At 69.4% G+C, this 17,342-nt stretch carries 19 protein-coding genes; 5 read left to right on the top strand and 14 right to left on the bottom strand.

Annotated features, from left to right (window positions below):
- Positions 1 to 52: 52 nt before the first annotated feature.
- From A5757_RS08885 to A5757_RS08930, 10 genes are all read right to left on the bottom strand, one after another.
- Positions 53 to 1,246, bottom strand: coding sequence for a PrsW family intramembrane metalloprotease (locus tag A5757_RS08885; protein WP_066831559.1), 1,194 nt, complete (start codon positions 1,244 to 1,246; stop codon positions 53 to 55).
- Positions 1,243 to 1,893, bottom strand: a complete 651-nt coding sequence (locus A5757_RS08890; protein ID WP_066832305.1) for a hypothetical protein — start codon at positions 1,891 to 1,893, stop codon at positions 1,243 to 1,245. The genes A5757_RS08885 and A5757_RS08890 overlap by 4 nt, the downstream gene beginning before the upstream one ends.
- A gap of 183 nt (positions 1,894 to 2,076) precedes the next feature.
- Positions 2,077 to 3,102 carry an NUDIX hydrolase gene (locus A5757_RS08895; RefSeq protein ID WP_066831561.1) on the bottom strand — a complete coding sequence of 342 codons (1,026 nt, stop codon included), beginning with the start codon at positions 3,100 to 3,102 and terminating at the stop codon, positions 2,077 to 2,079.
- Positions 3,099 to 4,235 carry a glycosyltransferase family 4 protein gene (locus A5757_RS08900; protein WP_066831564.1) on the bottom strand — a complete coding sequence of 379 codons (1,137 nt, stop codon included), beginning with the start codon at positions 4,233 to 4,235 and terminating at the stop codon, positions 3,099 to 3,101. The genes A5757_RS08895 and A5757_RS08900 overlap by 4 nt, the downstream gene beginning before the upstream one ends.
- A gap of 4 nt (positions 4,236 to 4,239) precedes the next feature.
- Complete coding sequence (locus A5757_RS08905; RefSeq protein WP_066831567.1) at positions 4,240 to 5,160, bottom strand: phosphatidylinositol mannoside acyltransferase; 921 nt, start codon at positions 5,158 to 5,160, stop codon at positions 4,240 to 4,242.
- Complete coding sequence (pgsA, locus tag A5757_RS08910) at positions 5,157 to 5,825, bottom strand: phosphatidylinositol phosphate synthase (protein WP_066832308.1); 669 nt, start codon at positions 5,823 to 5,825, stop codon at positions 5,157 to 5,159. The genes A5757_RS08905 and pgsA overlap by 4 nt, the downstream gene beginning before the upstream one ends.
- Positions 5,822 to 6,418: an HIT domain-containing protein gene (locus tag A5757_RS08915; protein WP_066831570.1), complete on the bottom strand. Its 597-nt coding sequence runs from the start codon at positions 6,416 to 6,418 to the stop codon at positions 5,822 to 5,824. Before A5757_RS08915 ends, pgsA begins: the two co-directional genes overlap by 4 nt.
- Positions 6,415 to 8,469, bottom strand: a complete 2,055-nt coding sequence (gene thrS, locus A5757_RS08920; RefSeq protein ID WP_066831573.1) for a threonine--tRNA ligase — start codon at positions 8,467 to 8,469, stop codon at positions 6,415 to 6,417. The genes A5757_RS08915 and thrS overlap by 4 nt, the downstream gene beginning before the upstream one ends.
- A 61-nt stretch (positions 8,470 to 8,530) precedes the next feature.
- Positions 8,531 to 9,001 (bottom strand): TIGR02611 family protein, encoded by a 471-nt coding sequence (locus A5757_RS08925; protein ID WP_066831575.1) that lies wholly within the window; start codon positions 8,999 to 9,001, stop codon positions 8,531 to 8,533.
- Positions 8,998 to 9,624, bottom strand: coding sequence for a PaaI family thioesterase (locus tag A5757_RS08930; protein WP_066831576.1), 627 nt, complete (start codon positions 9,622 to 9,624; stop codon positions 8,998 to 9,000). The genes A5757_RS08925 and A5757_RS08930 overlap by 4 nt, the downstream gene beginning before the upstream one ends.
- A gap of 69 nt (positions 9,625 to 9,693) precedes the next feature.
- Between A5757_RS08930 and A5757_RS08935 the strand changes: the two genes are divergently transcribed.
- Positions 9,694 to 10,194 carry a DUF1990 domain-containing protein gene (locus A5757_RS08935; RefSeq protein ID WP_066831577.1) on the top strand — a complete coding sequence of 167 codons (501 nt, stop codon included), beginning with the start codon at positions 9,694 to 9,696 and terminating at the stop codon, positions 10,192 to 10,194.
- On the opposite strand, the gene A5757_RS08940 is transcribed toward A5757_RS08935, so the two are convergent.
- Positions 10,166 to 11,251, bottom strand: a complete 1,086-nt coding sequence (locus A5757_RS08940) for a hypothetical protein (RefSeq protein ID WP_066831579.1) — start codon at positions 11,249 to 11,251, stop codon at positions 10,166 to 10,168. The genes A5757_RS08935 and A5757_RS08940 overlap by 29 nt on opposite strands.
- 66 nt (positions 11,252 to 11,317) lie before the next feature.
- Positions 11,318 to 12,079 (bottom strand): carboxylesterase, encoded by a 762-nt coding sequence (locus A5757_RS08945; RefSeq protein ID WP_066831585.1) that lies wholly within the window; start codon positions 12,077 to 12,079, stop codon positions 11,318 to 11,320.
- 99 nt (positions 12,080 to 12,178) lie between these two features.
- On the opposite strand from A5757_RS08945, the gene A5757_RS08950 reads away from it, so the two are divergent.
- Complete coding sequence (locus A5757_RS08950; RefSeq protein ID WP_197497296.1) at positions 12,179 to 12,577, top strand: phage holin family protein; 399 nt, start codon at positions 12,179 to 12,181, stop codon at positions 12,575 to 12,577.
- Positions 12,577 to 12,867, top strand: coding sequence for a DUF3618 domain-containing protein (locus A5757_RS08955; RefSeq protein WP_066831591.1), 291 nt, complete (start codon positions 12,577 to 12,579; stop codon positions 12,865 to 12,867). Before A5757_RS08950 ends, A5757_RS08955 begins: the two co-directional genes overlap by 1 nt.
- A gap of 9 nt (positions 12,868 to 12,876) precedes the next feature.
- Here the strand turns inward: A5757_RS08955 and A5757_RS08960 are convergent, their stop codons facing one another.
- Together A5757_RS08960 and A5757_RS08965 are read right to left on the bottom strand one after the other, a co-directional pair.
- The gene (locus A5757_RS08960) at positions 12,877 to 13,194 is read right to left on the bottom strand and encodes an STAS domain-containing protein (protein ID WP_066831596.1); all 318 of its coding nucleotides are present in this window, start codon (positions 13,192 to 13,194) and stop codon (positions 12,877 to 12,879) included.
- Entirely contained in the window at positions 13,194 to 15,755 is a 2,562-nt protein-coding gene (locus A5757_RS08965) for a SpoIIE family protein phosphatase (RefSeq protein ID WP_066831598.1), read from the bottom strand. The genes A5757_RS08960 and A5757_RS08965 overlap by 1 nt, the downstream gene beginning before the upstream one ends.
- Positions 15,756 to 15,861: 106 nt before the next feature.
- Between A5757_RS08965 and A5757_RS08970 the strand changes: the two genes are divergently transcribed.
- Together A5757_RS08970 and A5757_RS08975 are read left to right on the top strand one after the other, a co-directional pair.
- Complete coding sequence (locus tag A5757_RS08970; protein ID WP_231983921.1) at positions 15,862 to 16,419, top strand: TetR/AcrR family transcriptional regulator; 558 nt, start codon at positions 15,862 to 15,864, stop codon at positions 16,417 to 16,419.
- Between the two features lie 57 nt (positions 16,420 to 16,476).
- Positions 16,477 to 17,331, top strand: a complete 855-nt coding sequence (locus A5757_RS08975) for an alpha/beta fold hydrolase (protein ID WP_066831602.1) — start codon at positions 16,477 to 16,479, stop codon at positions 17,329 to 17,331.
- Positions 17,332 to 17,342: the final 11 nt, after the last annotated feature.

The raw sequence follows: 17,342 nt of genomic DNA on the forward strand, positions 1-17,342 counted from the left end.
AGTGTGGACACCATTGTCGCATCACCCCGGCGGAGACCCGGAATCCAGCAGATCACCAGACCGAGGGCGCACCCCGCCGCAGGCGTTGAACCTCCGACCGGGCGAACCGCACCCGATCGGTCTCCGCGCCGCGGGCCGCTGCCACCTCCTCGGCGAGGTCGTGCGCCGCCGCGAGGACGTGCCCGGCCGCCTTCCGTTCGCGGCGGCTGCCCAGCGCCTTGCGGAAGGCTGTGCGCGCCGCGCGGTCCCCGGTCAACACCCCGAGTTCGACGGGGTTGATCACGTCCCGGGCGACCTCGGGGGCCAGTACGGTGCGCATGAGGTCGCGTTCCCGCGCGACCGTCATGCCGTACACCCGGATCACGGCGAGTACCGCCACGACGACCAGACCCACCAGCAGCACGATCGACAGCCACGCCTGCTCGCCGGCAATGGCGCCCATCGCATCCCACACGCCGTGCAGCAGCATCGCCGTCGCCATGAGCAGCAGGCCGCGGCCGAGGCGCCGGGGTTCGGCCGGCCGGCCCATCACGTACACCAGGCCGGCGCAGAAGATCGCGCTGTAGGCGACGTGACTCGCGACGCCGGTGGCCATCCGGAGCCAGATGGTGTTCATCTCAGAGGCGACGGGGTCGGCACCGAAGTGGGCACTCGCCGAATTCATCGCATACGAGATGTCCTCGAGGACCTGGAACCCCAGCCCGATCACCGCGCCGAGCATGAAGCCGTCGAATGCGGTGCGGATCACCCTGGGCGCCAACGCGATCAGCAGCACCAGACCCGCGCCCTTGGACAGCTCCTCGCTGAACGGTGCGCTCAACCCGTCACCCCAGTTCAGCGCCCAGTTCTGGCCCAGCAGCTTGGCGTACAGGCTGCTGATCGCGCCGTTGGCGTTCGCGGCCATCGCCCAGCTCGCGGCGAATGCACCCCACAGCAGACCGGCGATCAGGAGGGTGACCGGAAGCTTGCCGTAGCGGTCGACGCGCTGGGTGAACCACCAGAACAACAGTCCGTAGAGCCCGAGCAGCACGACCGCCCGCACCACCACGCCACCGAAGCTCTCGGGCTGGGCGGTCAGCATGGGCACGAACGACATCGCCCCGAAAAGGACCAGGAGCAGATACACCCAGAACGCCAGGTTCCTCGGTTGGTAGAAGACGAAGCGGCGCCCCCAACCGGAGGTCTGCAGGGCGGACGTGCGGGCGGCGTCCAGGGCGGCGAGTTCGCGGTTGAGGGTGTCGGTCACGCCTGGTCCTCGCTGTCGTGCCGGATGCTCGCCACCATTTGGCTGATGGCATCGGTCTCTGCGGGGGTGACCGTCGGCGGCTGGATTGCCAGCGCCGTCACGCCCTGCCCGTCGAGGACGAAAGCCGCCAGCACGCCCGCGGCGTCCGCGGTCGCGATGGGCACCACCACGCCGGGCTCGCCGGCATCGGTGGTCACCGACGTGCGGTCCCCGATGAACTGCAGATCGCCGGCGCCGAGGACCTCCGGCGTGGTGGCGACCTGATCGAGCAACGCGTTCGCGTCACCGGGAAAGGTGTCGGCCTGCACCGTGAACAGGACGTCGCCGTCGACCAGCGTGGCCTGTGGGGGGTAGGTCCCGTCGGCGGCGGGTCGGCCCGCGCGCACACCCGCGATGATCCCCCAGCCCGGCTCGGGCACGAACGTCACCCCGTCGCCCAGCTCCATCATGTCCCCGGCAGCGACCTCGTCCTCGTACTGGACCAGTTCGTCCGCCACCGGCAACGCCACGCTGGTGACGAACGCCAGACCCAGCACCGCCAGCGCCGGAGCCACGGTGCCCCGGTCGACACCCAGCCAGCGTCTCTCGACCGGGATCCACCGTTCGTCGGGCTCGTAGACGGCGTTGTCCGTCGAGGTCTGTGTCATCGCGATGTCCTTGCGCAACTGTCGGGTTCGGCTCTGCCGAGGGGCGAGCGGGTGACCGCGTGTTCGAACTTAGACGGTCGTGGCCGGCATCGATCGCTGGTCGACGCGGCGCGTCGCCGTGGAACTCGTATCTTTCGGCCCAGCGGACCGGCGGACACGACCTCATCGTGGCCGGCTGACAGTTCAGCGGATCTGCAGCGCGGGACCGGGCGTCTGCGGGACGGGGGCCTCGGTCAGTGCGATCGCCTGCTCGAGCAGTTCGCCGAGCTGGCGCGGGTACACGGCCTCACCGGCAGCGGCCAGTGAGGCGATCGCGGGCCTGTCACACCACCGGTGCCCGTGGATGTAGCGGCGCTCCAGCGGCGTGTGGCCGGTGACCGCCGGCTCGAAACGTGTTGTGCGGTGGACGAAGAACATCTCCCGGCTGTGCATCATCGCGCCGTTGAAGTCGAATACGGCGTCCCGCCGCCACACCGGCCCGATCAGCGCATCTGCCTCGACCCGCAGACCGGTCTCCTCGGCCAGTTCCCGTGCGGCGGCCTGCGCCAGGGTCTCCCCCGCTTCGACGGCGCCGCCGACGGTGAACCACCAGCGCGGCGCGGATCCGTTGTCGGCAGCGGGATCCGAACCGCACAGCAGCAGCACCGAACCGGTTTCGTCGAGCAGGACGACCCGTGCGGAGGTGCGCGGTTTGACCGGTTCGGTGTCGCGCGACGAGGTCTCGGCGATCTCGAAATAGGTGGGCAGCGCGGCGGTTCCGCCGAGGCGCAGCAACCGCACCGGGGTGCGTTCCCGCAATGCCAGGGTGTCGCGGACGGCGTCGTTGTGGAAGCGGCGGGCCAGCAGCACCCGGGCCTCGGCATCGGCGAGCTCGGCGACCAGTGCCGTCGGCAACCGTGCCGGGTCGACTTGCGCCAACGCCGCCGACAACTCGTTCTCGGCCGCTTCCCTGGCGGCGCGCGGCGCGCGTTCGGCGGCCAGTGCCAGCGCGGCCAGCCGGCGGCCCTGCGGCGCATCGGCGTACGCGTCGGCGGCCACGGCGCGGGCCACCACCGCCCGCCGCCCCAGCGCACCGTCGAGGGCCTCCCAGCTGAGGTCGTAGCGCACGTGGAGGCGGTCGAGCCGGTGGGCGGTCTGATAGGCCCAGAAGGCGATGAGCACCACGACGGTCGCCAGTGCAGCGACCGCGACGATCAGCCACGCGGTCACGACGCGACCGAGACCTTCACGCCCGCACCGGCGACCGTCTCGTACACCCGCATGATCTGGCTGGCCACCACCGACCAGTCGTAGCGGTGCACGGCTTCGGTCGCCGCGGCGACGCGGCGTTCGCGGGCCGCGACCTGCTCCGGAGAGTCGGCGAGCATCTGGATCAGACCGACGGCCAGCGCGTCGGCGTCGTCGACGGGAACCAGACAGCCGGCGGCGCCGTCGAGCAGCACCCGTCGGAACGCGTCCAGATCGCTGGCCACCACCGCGGTACCGGCGGCCATCGCCTCGACCAGCACGATCCCGAAACTCTCCCCGCCGGTGTTCGGCGCGCAGTAGACGTCGGCGCTGCGCATGGCCGACGCCTTCGTCGCGTCGTCGACCTGCCCGAGGAAGCGCAGATGTCCGGCGAGCGCACCGGCCTGCTCGCGCAGCCCGTCCGCGTCGCCGCGGCCCACGACGAGGATCTCGACCTCCGGGAACCGCGCGACGAGCGCCGGCAGCGCTCCCAGCAGCACCGCCATCCCCTTGCGGGGTTCGTCGTACCGGCCGAGGAACAGCACCGTGCGGCCGGGACGGGGATATCCGGGCAGCAGCGGTGCGGTGGCGAACGACGCCACATCGACGCCGTTGGGGATCTCCACCGCGTCGGAGCCCAGCGCTTCCATCTGCCAGCGTCGCGCGAGGTCCGACACGGCGATACGGCCCACGATCTTCTCGTGGTAGGGGCGCAGGATGCCCTGGAAGACCGACAACGTCAGCGATTTCGTGGTCGACGTGTGGAACGTCGCGACGATCGGCCCCTGCGCGGCCTGCAGCGCGAGCATCGACAGGCTCGGCGCATTCGGCTCGTGCAGGTGCAGGACGTCGAACTCACCCTGCAACAGCCACTTCTTGACCAGGCGGTGGGTCGCGGGCCCGAACCGCAGCCGCGCCACCGACCCGTTGTAGGGAATGGGCACCGCCTTGCCGCCCGAGACGACGTAGTCGGGCAGCTCTGCGTCGGGCGACATCGGCGCCAGCACGCTCACCTCGTGGCCGCGGGCGCGCATCACCTCGGCGAGCTGCAGCACGTGGGACTGCACACCGCCGGGCACGTCGAACGAGTACGGGCAGACCATGCCGATGCGCACGCGCTCACCCCCCGGCGAGCCGGGCGCGGCGCGCCTCGGAGAGATCGGCCAGCCACTGTGGCTGGAACATGTGCCAGTCCTGCGGATGCGCCGCGATGTTGACCGCAAACCGGTCGGCCAACGCCTGGGTGACCACGCCGACGTCCCGGCTGGAGGTGTCCAGCGGGTCGTACACCTGCATGCCCCAGCCGTCACGAGAGAACCAGCAGTGCACCGGCAGCAGGGCCGCACCGGTCTCGATCGCGAGTTTCGCCGATCCGGCGGGCATCCTGGTCGGTTCGCCGAAGAAGTCGACCGGTACACCGCTTCGGGACAGATCCCGCTCGGCCATCAGACAGACGACACGGTTGTCACGCAACCGTTCCCGCAGCAGCTGATACGGCGGCCGCTCGCCGCCGGAGAGCGGGATCACTTCGAAGCCGAGGCTCTGCCGGTAGGCCACGAACCGGTTGAACAGTGACTCCGGTTTCAGGCGTTCGGCGACGGTGGTGAACTCGCCGTGGTTCTGCACCAGCCACACCCCGGCCATGTCCCAGTTGCCGCTGTGCGGCAGCGCGAGCACCGCTCCCCTGCCCTCCCGCAGCGCGGCCCACAGGTGGTCGATGCCGATCACCGAGAGCTCCCGGCCGATCTTCGCGTGGTCCATCCCGGGCAGCCGGAACGCCTCACGCCAGTAGCGGGCGTACGACGCCAGCGATGCGCGGATCAGTGCGTCCGGCACGTCGCGCGGCGCCACCCCGACGACCCTGGCCAGGTTCTTGCGCAGCTGCTCGGGTCCGCCGTTGCGGGACGAGTACAGCGCACCGGCCTCGAACGCATTGCGCGCCACCACGTCCGGCACCGCGCGGACCAGTCGCCAGCCGGCGGCGTAACCCCAGTCCGACAGCTGTTCCGGATGTGGCAGCCAGCCGCCGAGCGCGGTCACTGGTCGCCCGCCGCCGGTTTCTCCTCCCCGGCGGAGTCGATCCGATCCGTCGCACCCGGTGAGGTGCGCACGGTGTGCACGCGCTGCAGCACGGTGATCACGCTGGCCACGGCGAGCACCCACATGGCCACATGGATCAACCACGGGATGTGCAGGAACCACACGCCGGACAGGCCGGCACCGGTCAGCACGATCACCAGGCGTTCGGGCCGCTCGATGATGCCGCCGTCGCCGCGCAGACCGCTGGCTTCAGCTCGGGCCTTGATGTAGGAGATCACCTGGGAGGTGATCAGGCAGATCAGGGTGGCCACCACCAGCGGACGGCTCTCCATACCGAACGCCGCCCACCACAGCAGGCCGGCGAAGATCGCCCCGTCGGCGATGCGGTCACAGGTGGCGTCGAGTACCGCGCCGAAACGTCTGCCGCCGCCGCGTTCCCGGGCCATGGCGCCGTCGAGCATGTCGGCCAGGACGAAGACGGCCACCGCGAACGCGCCCCACCACAGCTGCCCCATCGGGAACAGCGTCAGCGCGGCCAGCACGCTGCCCGCGGTACCCAGGATCGTGATGCTGTCCGGGGTGAAACCCAGTCGTAGCGCCCCGCGCGCGATGGGGCGGGACAGCTTGACGTAGGCCGCCCGCGTCATCAGGTAGAAGTTGCTCAGGGTTCCATCCCCCCGTCGCTGCGCAGCCGGGCCCATTCGGTGGCCAGCAGTTCGCGCGTCTCCCGCAGCAGCTGCGGGATCACCTTGGATCCGCCGATGATCGTGATGAAGTTCGCGTCGCCACCCCACCGCGGGACGACGTGCATGTGCAGATGTTCGGCCAGCGAGCCGCCCGCCGAGTGCCCGAGATTGAGTCCGACGTTGAAGCCGTGCGGCCGGGACACGGCTTTGATCACCCGGATCGCCTGCTGTGCGAAGGACATCAGCTCCGCGCTCTCGGTGGCGGTGAGCTCCTCGAGTTCGGAGACCCGGCGGTAGGGCACCACCATCAGATGGCCGGGGTTGTACGGATAGAGGTTGAGCACCGCGTACACCTCGGCGCCGCGGGCGACCACCAGACCGTCCTCGTCGGCCATGGTGGGGATGTCGGTGAACGGCTGCGACGACTGCGACGAATCCGAGCCCTTCTTCATCGGCGACTCGGCGATGTAGCTCATCCGGTGCGGCGTCCACAGCCGCTGCAGATGGTCGGGGTCGCCGACACCGTGATCGACGATTGTCTGCTCATCGCGCGAGCGCTCATCGCCCGTCACGTCGAAGTGCCCACCTTCACCAGTTCGGCTGTGGGAGTAGCGTTCTGGCGTGCGGCGATCCACTCCACGATGGCGTCGGCCGCCGCGTCGCGCGGTACGCCGTTGATCTGGGTGCGGTCCCCGAACCGGAAGGACACCGCACCCGCTTCCACGTCCTTGTCGCCGGCCAACAGCATGAAGGGCACCTTCTGGTTGGTGTGGTTCACGATCTTCTTCGCCATCCGGTCGTCACTAGAATCCACCTCGACTCGCACCCCGCGCGCACGCAGCGCCGCGGCCACCTCGTGCAAGTAGGGCACGTGGGCGTCGGCGACCGGGATGCCGACCACCTGGACCGGCGCCAGCCAGGCCGGGAAGGCACCGGCGTAGTGCTCGGTGAGAACACCGAAGAACCGCTCGATCGAACCGAACAGCGCGCGGTGGATCAAGACGGGCCGTCGACGTGATCCATCCTGGGCGGTGTACTCCAGCTCGAAGCGGTCCGGCATGTTGAAGTCGAGCTGGATGGTCGACATCTGCCAGCTGCGCCCCAGCGCATCCTTGACCTGGACCGAGATCTTCGGCCCGTAGAACGCGGCGCCGCCCGGATCGGGGACCAGATCCAGGCCGGAGGCCTCGGCGACCTCGCGGAGCGTGTCGGTGGCTTCCTCCCACAGCTCGTCGGAGCCGACGAACTTCTCGGGATCCTTGGTCGAGAGCTCCAGGTAGAAGTCGTCCAGACCGTAGTCGGCGAGCAAATCCAGCACGAACTGCAGCAGCCGGGCCAGTTCGTCGCGCATCTCCTCGCGGGTGGTGTAGATGTGGGCGTCGTCCTGCGTCATACCGCGCACCCTGGTCAGTCCGTGCACCACGCCGGACTTCTCGTAGCGGTACACCGACCCGAACTCGAAGAGCCGCAACGGCAGTTCGCGGTACGACCGGCCGCGCGACCGGAAGATCAGGTGGTGCATCGGGCAGTTCATCGGCTTGAGGTAGTAGTCCTGGCCGGGCTTGCGCACCGTGCCGTCCTCGTTGTACTCCGCGTCGATCTGCATCGGCGGGAACATGCCGTCGGCATACCACTCGAGGTGGCCGGAGGTGATGTAGAGCTGTTCCTTGGTGATGTGCGGGGTGTTGACGAACTCGTAGCCCGCCTCGAGGTGCTTACGCCGCGAATAGTCCTCCAGTTCGCGCCGCACCACGCCACCCTTCGGGTGGAACACCGGAAGCCCCGAACCCAGTTCGTCGGGGAAACTGAACAGGTCGAGCTCGACGCCCAGCTTGCGGTGGTCGCGGCGCAGCGCCTCCTCGATGAGCTCCAGGTGCCGGTCCAGCGCCTCCTGCGACTCCCACGCCGTGCCGTAGATGCGTTGCATGCTGGCGTTGTTCTGATCGCCACGCCAGTAGGCCGCCGAACTGCGGGTCAACTTGAACGCCGGGATGTACTTGGTGGTGGGGATGTGCGGGCCCCGGCACAGATCGCCCCAGATCCGTTCGCGGGTGCGGGGATTGAGGTTGTCGTAGGCGGTGAGCTCGTCCCCGCCGATCTCCATGATCTCGGGATCGCCGGATTTGTCGTCGACGAGTTCCAGTTTGTACGGCTCATTGGCCAGTTCCTCGCGGGCCTCGTCCTTGGACTCGAAGACCCGCCGCTCGAACAGCTGACCGTCCTTGACGATCTTGCGCATCCGCTTCTCGAGCGCCTCGAGATCCTCGGGCGTGAACGCCTGCGGCACGTCGAAGTCGTAGTAGAACCCGTCGGTGATCGGCGGTCCGATGCCGAGCTTGGCCTCCGGGAACAGCTCCTGCACGGCCTGGGCCAGCACATGGGCCGCCGAATGCCGGATGACGCTGCGGCCGTCCTCGGTATCGGCGGCCACCGGCACCACCTCGGCGTCGGTGTCCGGTGCCCACGACAGGTCACGCAGCCGGCCCTCGGCGTCGCGCACCACCACGATGGCGTCGGCGGCGCCGCGGCCCGGCAGTCCCGCCTCGCGGACCGCGGCGCCCGCGGTCGTCCCGGCAGCGACCCGGATCGGGGCTGCTGCGGCGGGGCTGGCGGCGGCGGTCATCGGTGGTTCTCCAAGCTTTCGAGGGCGTGACACGACCCGACCATGCTATCGGGGTGGACGATCAGCCTCCGACCCCGATGGGACTCTTCAGCCACGGATATTCGAGGCCGACGAACTCCCCGGCCCAATCGAGTGCACCCAGCAGCCACAGGGTGCCCGCGACGATCAGCGCCGTGAGCACACCGCCGAGGATCTGCACGATCGCCCCCTGGCGGTGGAACCACTCCATGACCTCGTCGTAGCGGTGTTTGGCGTAGACGAGCAGCCGCTGCGCCCACCTGAACTCGGTGGCCAGGATCCCCAGCCCGACGAACACGATCGCCCAGCCGGGGCCCGGGTACGGGATCGCGACGATGCCGACGGCCAGCACGACCAGACCGACGACGCCGACGGCGATGCGGTAGAAGAACTCGACGCGGGGCCGTTCGCGGATGCCGTCGCGCCAGTGTCCCCAGCGGCGTCTGACCGCGACGAAACGGTGCGGCTGCGAGGTGCCATCCCGGGGGTTGTCGTCCCGGGGGCTGTCGGTCACGGCTGCCCCGGCTTGAGGCGGACGAACAGCGCCTCGGCCTCGGCCAGCACCGTGTCGCCGTCGAACAACCGACCCTCGACGAAGATCTTGCGGCCGTCGATGCGGTCGATACCGGCCTCGACGCGCAGCGTCTTCTCGACGGGTGCGATGTTGCGGTAGTTGACGTGCAGGAACGCGGTGCGCTGATAGCGGCTCTCGGTGAGCTTGTAGGCGGTGTACCCGAGTACGGAGTCGAACAGCAGCGCCACGGCCCCGCCGTGCGCGGCGCCGTTACGGCCCAGGTAGAAGCGTCGGAACACGGCGTCGCCGGCGATGCGGCCGTCGGCGGTCTTCTTCAGCACCATCGGCACCTGCAGGATGTTGCCCCGGTTGGGCAGGTCGACGCGCCGTCCCGAGGGCGCGTGCCACTCGTCGGCGCGGTACGGCGCGAGCAGCTCGGTGACCTTCTCGATCAGGCCCGCCGCCTCGGTGACGACCTCGTCAGGAGCGTCGGCGCTGCGGGCCAGATCCTGCAGTTCGCGGACGGCCTCGACGAACCGCCCGTAGTCGGGGCCGCCGCGGGTGGTGGGCACCGGCGGGTTGAAGCCGCCGCCGGTGGGCGCGTCGGTCGGGTCAGTCACCACCTGCCCAAGATATGGGGCGCCGGGTCGATCCGCGCCACCGGCACGCCCGGCTGCTGGCATGGTGGCGGGGTGAAGCTGAGTGAACTGGCGACGCTGCCGTTGACCTACGACGAGGTCGGCGCGACGGCGGGCCCGCTGCCCGCGGGATACCTCCATGTCCAGCGGTCCCGTGAGATCGGTTCCGGTCGCGCGCGTTTCGATGAAGCGGCCGATGCCGTGATGCGCTGGGGCATGCTGCGCGGCGCCGGCCTGAGGGTCACGGCCACCACGGAGGTGGCCGCGGTCGGTTCGGAGGTCATCGTCGGCATGGGCCCGGTGCGGGTGCCGTGCCGTGTCGTCTACGTGATCGACGAGGACCCGGACCGGCGCGGGTTCGCGTACGGCACCCTGCCCGGGCACGCGGAATCCGGGGAGGAGCTGTTCGCGGTGCGCCACGATCGCGCCACCGACCGGGTCTACGCGGAGGTCGCGGCGTTCTCCCGCCATGCGACGTGGTGGAGCCGGCTGGCCGGACCGGTGACGTCGCTGCTGCAGCGCGTGATCACCGCACGCTATCTGCGGGCACTCTGACCCCGTCGCGAACGTCGCGTCGCACCGCCGCGCCGATCTGGTAGTTGAGGATCGCGAGGGTGAACAGCCCGATCGACACGCCGAGCAGTGCGCCGAAACCATCGGTCGCGAAGTCGACGAACGCGTTGAGGAACGTGGAGATGAGCGCGGCGTTGCGCAGCCATCGCAATGGCCACACCCGGTCGGTGCGCCGGCGGGCGATCATCGCGGGTACGGCGATCGCGGCAGTGGTTGCGGCGATGACGAGCAGACTGATCGACGCCGGACTTGATCCGTCGAGTTCGACTTGGACCCTCTCGTCCTCGTACTGGTAGCCGTCGAGCGCGATGCCCAGCACCCCGAACAACAGGCCGCCGACGGCGCTGAGGACGAGCAGCCAGCCGACCACCGGAACCCAGCGGGGACTGCGGAAGAATCCGGGGATCAGTCGCGGCGCCGACTGCTGCAATCGGTAGAGCCGGTCGGGCGCACGGTCGGCGGTGCGCAGCAGTGAACGCACATGGGCCACCTCGGCGGGGTCGGCACCGCCGCTTTCGGCCTGGGCGAGCAGCGCGAGCCCCACGTCGCGGCGGTGCTCCGCCAGTCCCCTGGCCACCCCGTCGGCGGCGATCACGGCCGCTGAGGCGAGGCACTCCCTGGCGGTGAGCGGGCGGAAGTCCCGGACGATGCGGGCGCCGACGAGAATGACGACCACCAGGATGTACATGATCTCGGCCGACGGGCCGTAGAAGTAGTCGTCGTCCTTGGTGACGAACTTGCCGACCTCGTCGAGGAACAGCCCGAACCCGACGCCGCCGAGCAGCACCGCCGTCACCCGGGTGCCCGTGCCGATGGTCAGCCACCCGACGAGCAGAGCCAGCATCATCAGCGCGCCGCCCCACAGAGCGTGGGCAATGTGCAGGTTGCCCCCACCGATCTGCGGATAACCGGTCAGCTCCAGGTAGAGCCGGGTGATGAGGATGGTGGCGACGGCGATGAGGACGAAGGCCTCGGCCGCAGCCGAACCGGTGGCGTCACGGGTGATCGGTCCGCGGCGACCGTGCGCAACGCTGTTCATGCTTCCTCCGGCTCGACCGTGGCGGCGCGATTGCTCAGCCTCGAGCAACTTAGCTCTGCCGCGCACTCATCGGGGCGGGTCGGCGAGGAGCGTGTCGAGCCAGCGCAGTACCGGCGGGGCCACCTGTTCGACTGCCGACTCGGCGATTATCCAATGCGGCAGAGTCGGATGTACCTGGTGCTCGGCGCCGTATCGCTTGGCGATTCGCCGCGAAAGCCATTGCGCGACATTGCGATCCTGGCCGGCACTGACACACAGCACCGGGCAGGTGACGTCGGCGGCCTTGACCCGCGTGGAGGAGGCGCCCAGCGACATCTCGCGGAAGACGCGGCCCGAATCTCGAACCAATTCACCGACGAGCGCGCTCTGTTCCGTCGGGGGCAGTGTCGACAGCGGCACCTCGCGCATCGTCTTCGGCGAGGGCAGGAAAGGTTTGCCCGCCGTGACCGCGGGCAGCACCGGGAAGAGATGAGGCGTCGCGCGGGGTTGGGGCCACAGCACACCCGGCGGCACGGAGGCGAGCAGCACCGCGGCGGTGGGTGTGCGCGCAGCGGCGATCTTCTGGGCGAGCAGGCCGCCCAGGCTGTGACCGATGACGATCGGTGCGCCGCCGATTCGGTCATAGGCCTCGAGGACGACGTCGAAGCAGTCGGCGATGCCGGTTCGCGCCAGCACCGCCTCATCGGTTGGGTCGCGGCCGGGCAGGGCCGGCGCGTGCGTCCGGTAGCCGGCCGATTCGAGAGCATTGCGCCACGGACTCAGCAGTGACGGTTTCCCGAAGACACCGTGAACGAAGAAAACGGGCGGTTTGGGCGCGCTTGCAGCCACGCGGTCAGTATGCACGGATGACGGTTGTCATCGACGGGTTTAGGCCCGCCGACCCGGGGCACCACAACATGCACAACGGCACACAGGGGTTGGTATGTGATGAGTCTCGAATCTAAGCCGACGGCCGACGCGTCGATCGGTGAGTTGATGGGTCAACTGTCGGCGCAGACGTCCCGGCTGGTGCGCGATGAGTTGCGGCTGGCTCAGAAAGAGTTTCAAGAGTCCGCCAAACATGCGGGCATCGGCGCCGGACTGCTCAGCGTCGCAGGCCTATTCGCGTTCCTGGGCCTGGTGACGGTGATCGCCGCGGCGGTGGCGGGGCTGTCGCTGGTGCTGCCGGTGTGGGCGGCGGCGCTCATCGTCGCGGTGGTGCTGTTCATCGTGGCCGGAGTCGCCGCGCTGGTGAGCAAGAAACAGGTCGAAGAGATCACGCCCGCCGCGCCCCGAACCGCGGAGACCGTCAAGGCCGACATCCAAGAGATCAAGGACCGCACCTGATGACCGCACCGAATCCCCGTCCCGAGCCCGGCCCGGACGCCGGTAAGGATGATATCGAGGCCGATATCGAGACCACCCGTCAGGAACTCGGCGACACCGTCGAGGCGCTGCAGGCGAAGTTGGACGTCAAACAGCGCACCCAGGACAAGGTCGACGAGACCAAACAGAAGGTGGCCGACACGGCGCACCAGGCCCAGCAGACGGCCAAGCAGAAGCCGGTGATCCCGGCGGCCGCCGTCGCGGTCGTGGCGGTCATCATCGGGATCGTGGTGTGGCGCCGCAGACGGTGACGCCCGGGATCAGCGCGGCGGTGCGGTGTCGACCGGGAACAGTTCGGTGAATCCGGTCATCGCCAGCGTCGACATCAGGATCTCCGGCGCAATGACGTGAATGAGGTCCCCCCGCAGGAAGAGGGCGTTGATGGCGGCACTGTCCAAGTACTCGAGGTCGCCGAGGTCCACGATCAGCCGCTCACCGCTGCCATCCGCGGCGGTGGTGGCGCTGGCGAGCGCCTGATCGAACTGCGCGATATTGCTCAGGTCGATCTCACCGGCGGCCGCCAGTACGAGCCTGCCGTCCGCGCGGCGGGCCGTGTCCAGGGTGAGGGGTGTGGGCATCAGCCGACTTTCGCTGTCAGTTGCACGGTGGTTCCTGTGTCGCCGGTCTCGACCAGGACGTGATGCATCAGCGATCGCATCAGGGCGGTACCCCGCCCGCGGTTCGATTTACCCGTAACGGGCGGTTTCCATGCGCCGGTGTCCGAGATCGTGACCTGGAGATCGTCGCTGAGCGCGGTCGCGCTCAGCGTGATGGTCCCGCCCGGATGGGCACGGTGGCCGTGTTCGATGGCGTTCGCGACAGCTTCGCCGGCGGCGATCAGCATCTTCATCGCCTGTTCTGTCTCGACGCGGTTCCGGACCAGCCATCTGCGCAGTTCGGTCCGGATCGGGGCGAGGTATTCGGCGTCGGCCGGGAACGTCAGCTCCAGGGGTGCGGGATGGCGGTAGAGCAGGAGCACGACGTCGTCCTGGTAGCCGCTCTGCGGCGTCAGGCCGGACATGGTGTCGCTCACGAGGTCGTCGAGCGCTTCATCGCGCCGCTCGGCGACGGTGGCGGCGAGGCGGGCGATCCCGTCTTCGAGGGCGGTGCCGCGCCGTTCGACCAGCCCGTCGGTGTAGAGCACCAGGGTTGCGCGCGGCGGCATCGTGATCCGGGCTTCGGGTCGCGGCCAGTCCGCCCGCATCCCGAGGGCGATGGTGTGGGCCTCGGCGAGATCCTGGGTGGCGCCGTCGGCATGGACGACGACGGGCGGTGGATGCCCGGCGCTGGAGTACACGAGTTCACCGGTGTCAGGATCGAGGACCACGCACACCGCGGTGGAGCACTGGGCGCCGGGTAGCCGCGCGGCGAAACGGTCCAGTCCGGCGAGCGCGGCCGCCGGACTCGGGTGGTCGAAGAGCAGCGCGCGACACGCGCTGCGCACCTGCCCCATGACGGTGGCGGCGGCCAGCCCGTGGCCGACGCAGTCGCCGACCACCAGCGCGATGCGCCCGTCGTCCAGGTCGACGACGTCGTACCAGTCACCACCGACCTGCAACGGCGGGCTTGCGGCCTGATAGCGCGCCGCGAAGCCTTCGGGGAGTTCGGCGGGGCCGAGGATCGCATGTTGCAGTGCCAGCGCGGTCTCCCGCTGCTGGTCGACCTGGTGCACCCGCTGCAGGCCCTGGCCGAGACGGCCGGCGAGCACGGTGAGCAGCGTCTGGTCCTCCAGGGTGAAGGACCGGGCTTCGTTGAGATCGATCCACACCACGAGGACGCCTTCGGGATGGCGCAGCGCGATCGCGGCCGTACCGGGTTTCACGACGCTGGGGGTGAGCAGGTCGCCGTCCCGCAGGGCGATGAGCCCGTCCTGGGTCGAGGCGGGCAGGTCGGCCCACTGTGCCGGCCCGCCGACGGACACCACCTGCGGGTCGCTGTTGCGCGCCGCCGACCGGTGGTCGACGAACGTCACCGCCAGGACGCGGCGGGCCCGCCAGAGCCTCCGGAGTTCCTCGGCGGCGGCGTGTACGGCGTCGTCGACGGTGTCGGCCAGCGCGAGCTCCTGGTTGAGCGCGTGTTCCCGGCCGGCGGCCAGCGCCAGGGCGATCGCGGCGTGCAGCGCGAAGTCGCTGACCAGCACGAGGTAGTCGTTGTCGAACGGCGCCTGTTGAGGGTGGCGGGCGACGGCGATCACGCCGAGGACCGCCTCGTCCGACACCAACGGCATGACGATGGCCGAGCGTTCGCCGACATCGGTGAAGCCTTCGATCGGATACTGGAAGGAATCGGTGATCAGCGGGATCCCCCGGCGCGCCACCCCGCCGGTGGTGGAACCGTCCATCGGTACCTGCTGCCCGATCACCTGGGCGGAGTAGCGGCCGGCCGTCGCCGCGACGACGAGGGTGTCGACGGCCTCGTCGAGGCTGTCGGCCTCCTTCGGGACCAGCAGGATGGCCTGTTCGGCGTCGGCGAGTTCGAGCGCGCGGTTGACGATCAGCTGCAGCGGGCCCACCTGCGGATCCCCGGAGAGCAGCGCGCTGGTGATCTCCCGACTGGCCTTGGTCCACCGCGCCGATTCCCGCTCCCGCTCGAACAGCCGGGCGTTGTCGATGGCCGCAGCGGCGGCTGTGGCCAGCGCGCGCACGGCGCTTTCCTGCATGTCGGAGAACCCGCAGCCCGGCCGGTCGTCGGCCACGTAGAGATTGCCGAACGCCGCGCCGCGCACCGTGATCGGTGAGGCCAATACCGCGCGCAGCGGACCGTGCTGTCCGCTGACGCCGACGAACTCCGGATGGACACCGACGTCGTCGACGTGCAATCCGTCGCCGACCCGCAGACCGCCCAGCCGACGCGCGGCAACGCCATCCAGTCCGGTGCTGACGATCGACACCGGCGAACCGTCGGTGGCGCCGATGGCCAGCACGCCGTACGGGGCGCCGGTCAATCGCAACGCGCCGTCGACGATGCGCCGCAGCGTGACCTGAAGATCCAGATCGGAGCTGATTTCGACGATGACGCTGACCAGCTGCTCCATCTGGTCACGGACGGCCACCAACTCGTCGAGCTGCTCATGCATCCGGGTGACGAGCTCACGCCGGCCCGGCCATGTGAACGCGGATTCCTTTTCGTCACCGCTCATGGGAGAAAGCTACACCGGTGTACAGCATCGATGCGCCCGGCGCGTCGCCTCCCACTGACCGAGATCGGATCCGGCCGGCCGGTGGCAGCCGGAATAGCCTTCGGCGGTGAAACAGCGGCACCGTCGCATGCGCATCGTCACGGCCGGGCTCGATGCGGCTGCCGCCGGTTACGACGCCGTCCACATCCGTACGGTGGCGGACCGCGCCGGTATTGCGACAAGCACGGTTTATCAACATTTTTCGTCCAAAGACGATCTGCTCGCCGCGTGCCTGCAGCACTGGCTCGCCTCGTCGACGGCGCTGTCCCGGAGCGACGTGAGCGATGTCGCGGATCCGTACGACCGGATGATTTTCCTCGCCGATGCCATTACGTGCGAGCTGTGGGAGACGCCGTTGCTTGCCGATGCGCTGATGCGCGCGTATCTGTCGGCGGACGGTCTGGCCGCCCAGAATGTGGATCTGGTCCGCGACACCCTCAGCCGCATGATGTGCACGGCGGTGGGGGACGACGCGGCGATGCCCAGCGAGATCGCGGAACTCGTCGCCGATCTCTGGGTGGCGAATCTGCTCGCACTCGTACAGAACCGCGCTGACGCAACGGACCTGCGGCACCGGCTGCAGCGCGTGGTGGCGGTGATCCGCCGCTCCCCCGTGCACGTGTGATGTCCGCTCACCGGACGCCGCCCACCTCACCTCGAACACGGATGTCAGGCTGGTCCCATGACATCGGATCTCGGGGTTCCCCTCCAGGACATCGCCACGCCGGCGGGCACGCTGCGCTACTACGACACCGGTGACGGACCGACGCTGCTGTTCCTGCACGGGTCCGGCCCCGGTGTGACGGGCTGGCGCAACTTCCGGGGCGTGCTGCCCGCCTTCCGTGACGAATTCCGTTGCCTGATTCTGGAGTTCCCGGGATTCGGGGTGAGCGAGGACCAGGGCGGCCATCCGATGGTGACCGCGCAGGGCGTCGTCGCACCGTTCCTCGACGCCCTCGGTGTCGACCGCGTCGACATCGTCGGCAACTCGATGGGCGGAGGCGTCGGCATCAACTTCGCCATCCACCACCCCGATCGGATCCGGCGTCTGGTCACCATCGGCGGCATCGGCACCAACGTCTTCAGTCCGGGACCCAGCGAGGGCATCCGGCTGCTGCAGGAGTTCACCGAGGATCCGACACGCCAACGACTCGTCGACTGGCTGCATTCGATGGTGTACGACCCGGCGCTGGTGACCGAGCAACTCATCGAGGAGCGGTGGGCCCTGGCGACCGACCCGGAGACACTCGCCGCCGCGCGCCGGATGTACGGCAAGGCCGCGTTCGCACAGATGATGGCGTTCATGCGCAGCTCCGAGGCACCGCTGCCCTGGGCGCAGATGCACAGGGTGGCCGCGCCGACGCTGCTGACCTGGGGCCGCGACGATCGGGTCAGCCCGCTGGACATGGCGCTGATCCCGATGCGGACGATCCCCAACGCCGAACTGCACGTGTTCCCGAACTGCGGACACTGGGCGATGATCGAGGCCAAGGCGGCGTTCGAGGCGACGGTGCTGTCGTTCCTGCGGCGCGGCTAGCCGCGAGCGGC

Source organism: Mycobacterium sp. 852013-51886_SCH5428379 (assembly GCF_001665575.1).
Classification (GTDB): domain Bacteria; phylum Actinomycetota; class Actinomycetes; order Mycobacteriales; family Mycobacteriaceae; genus Mycobacterium.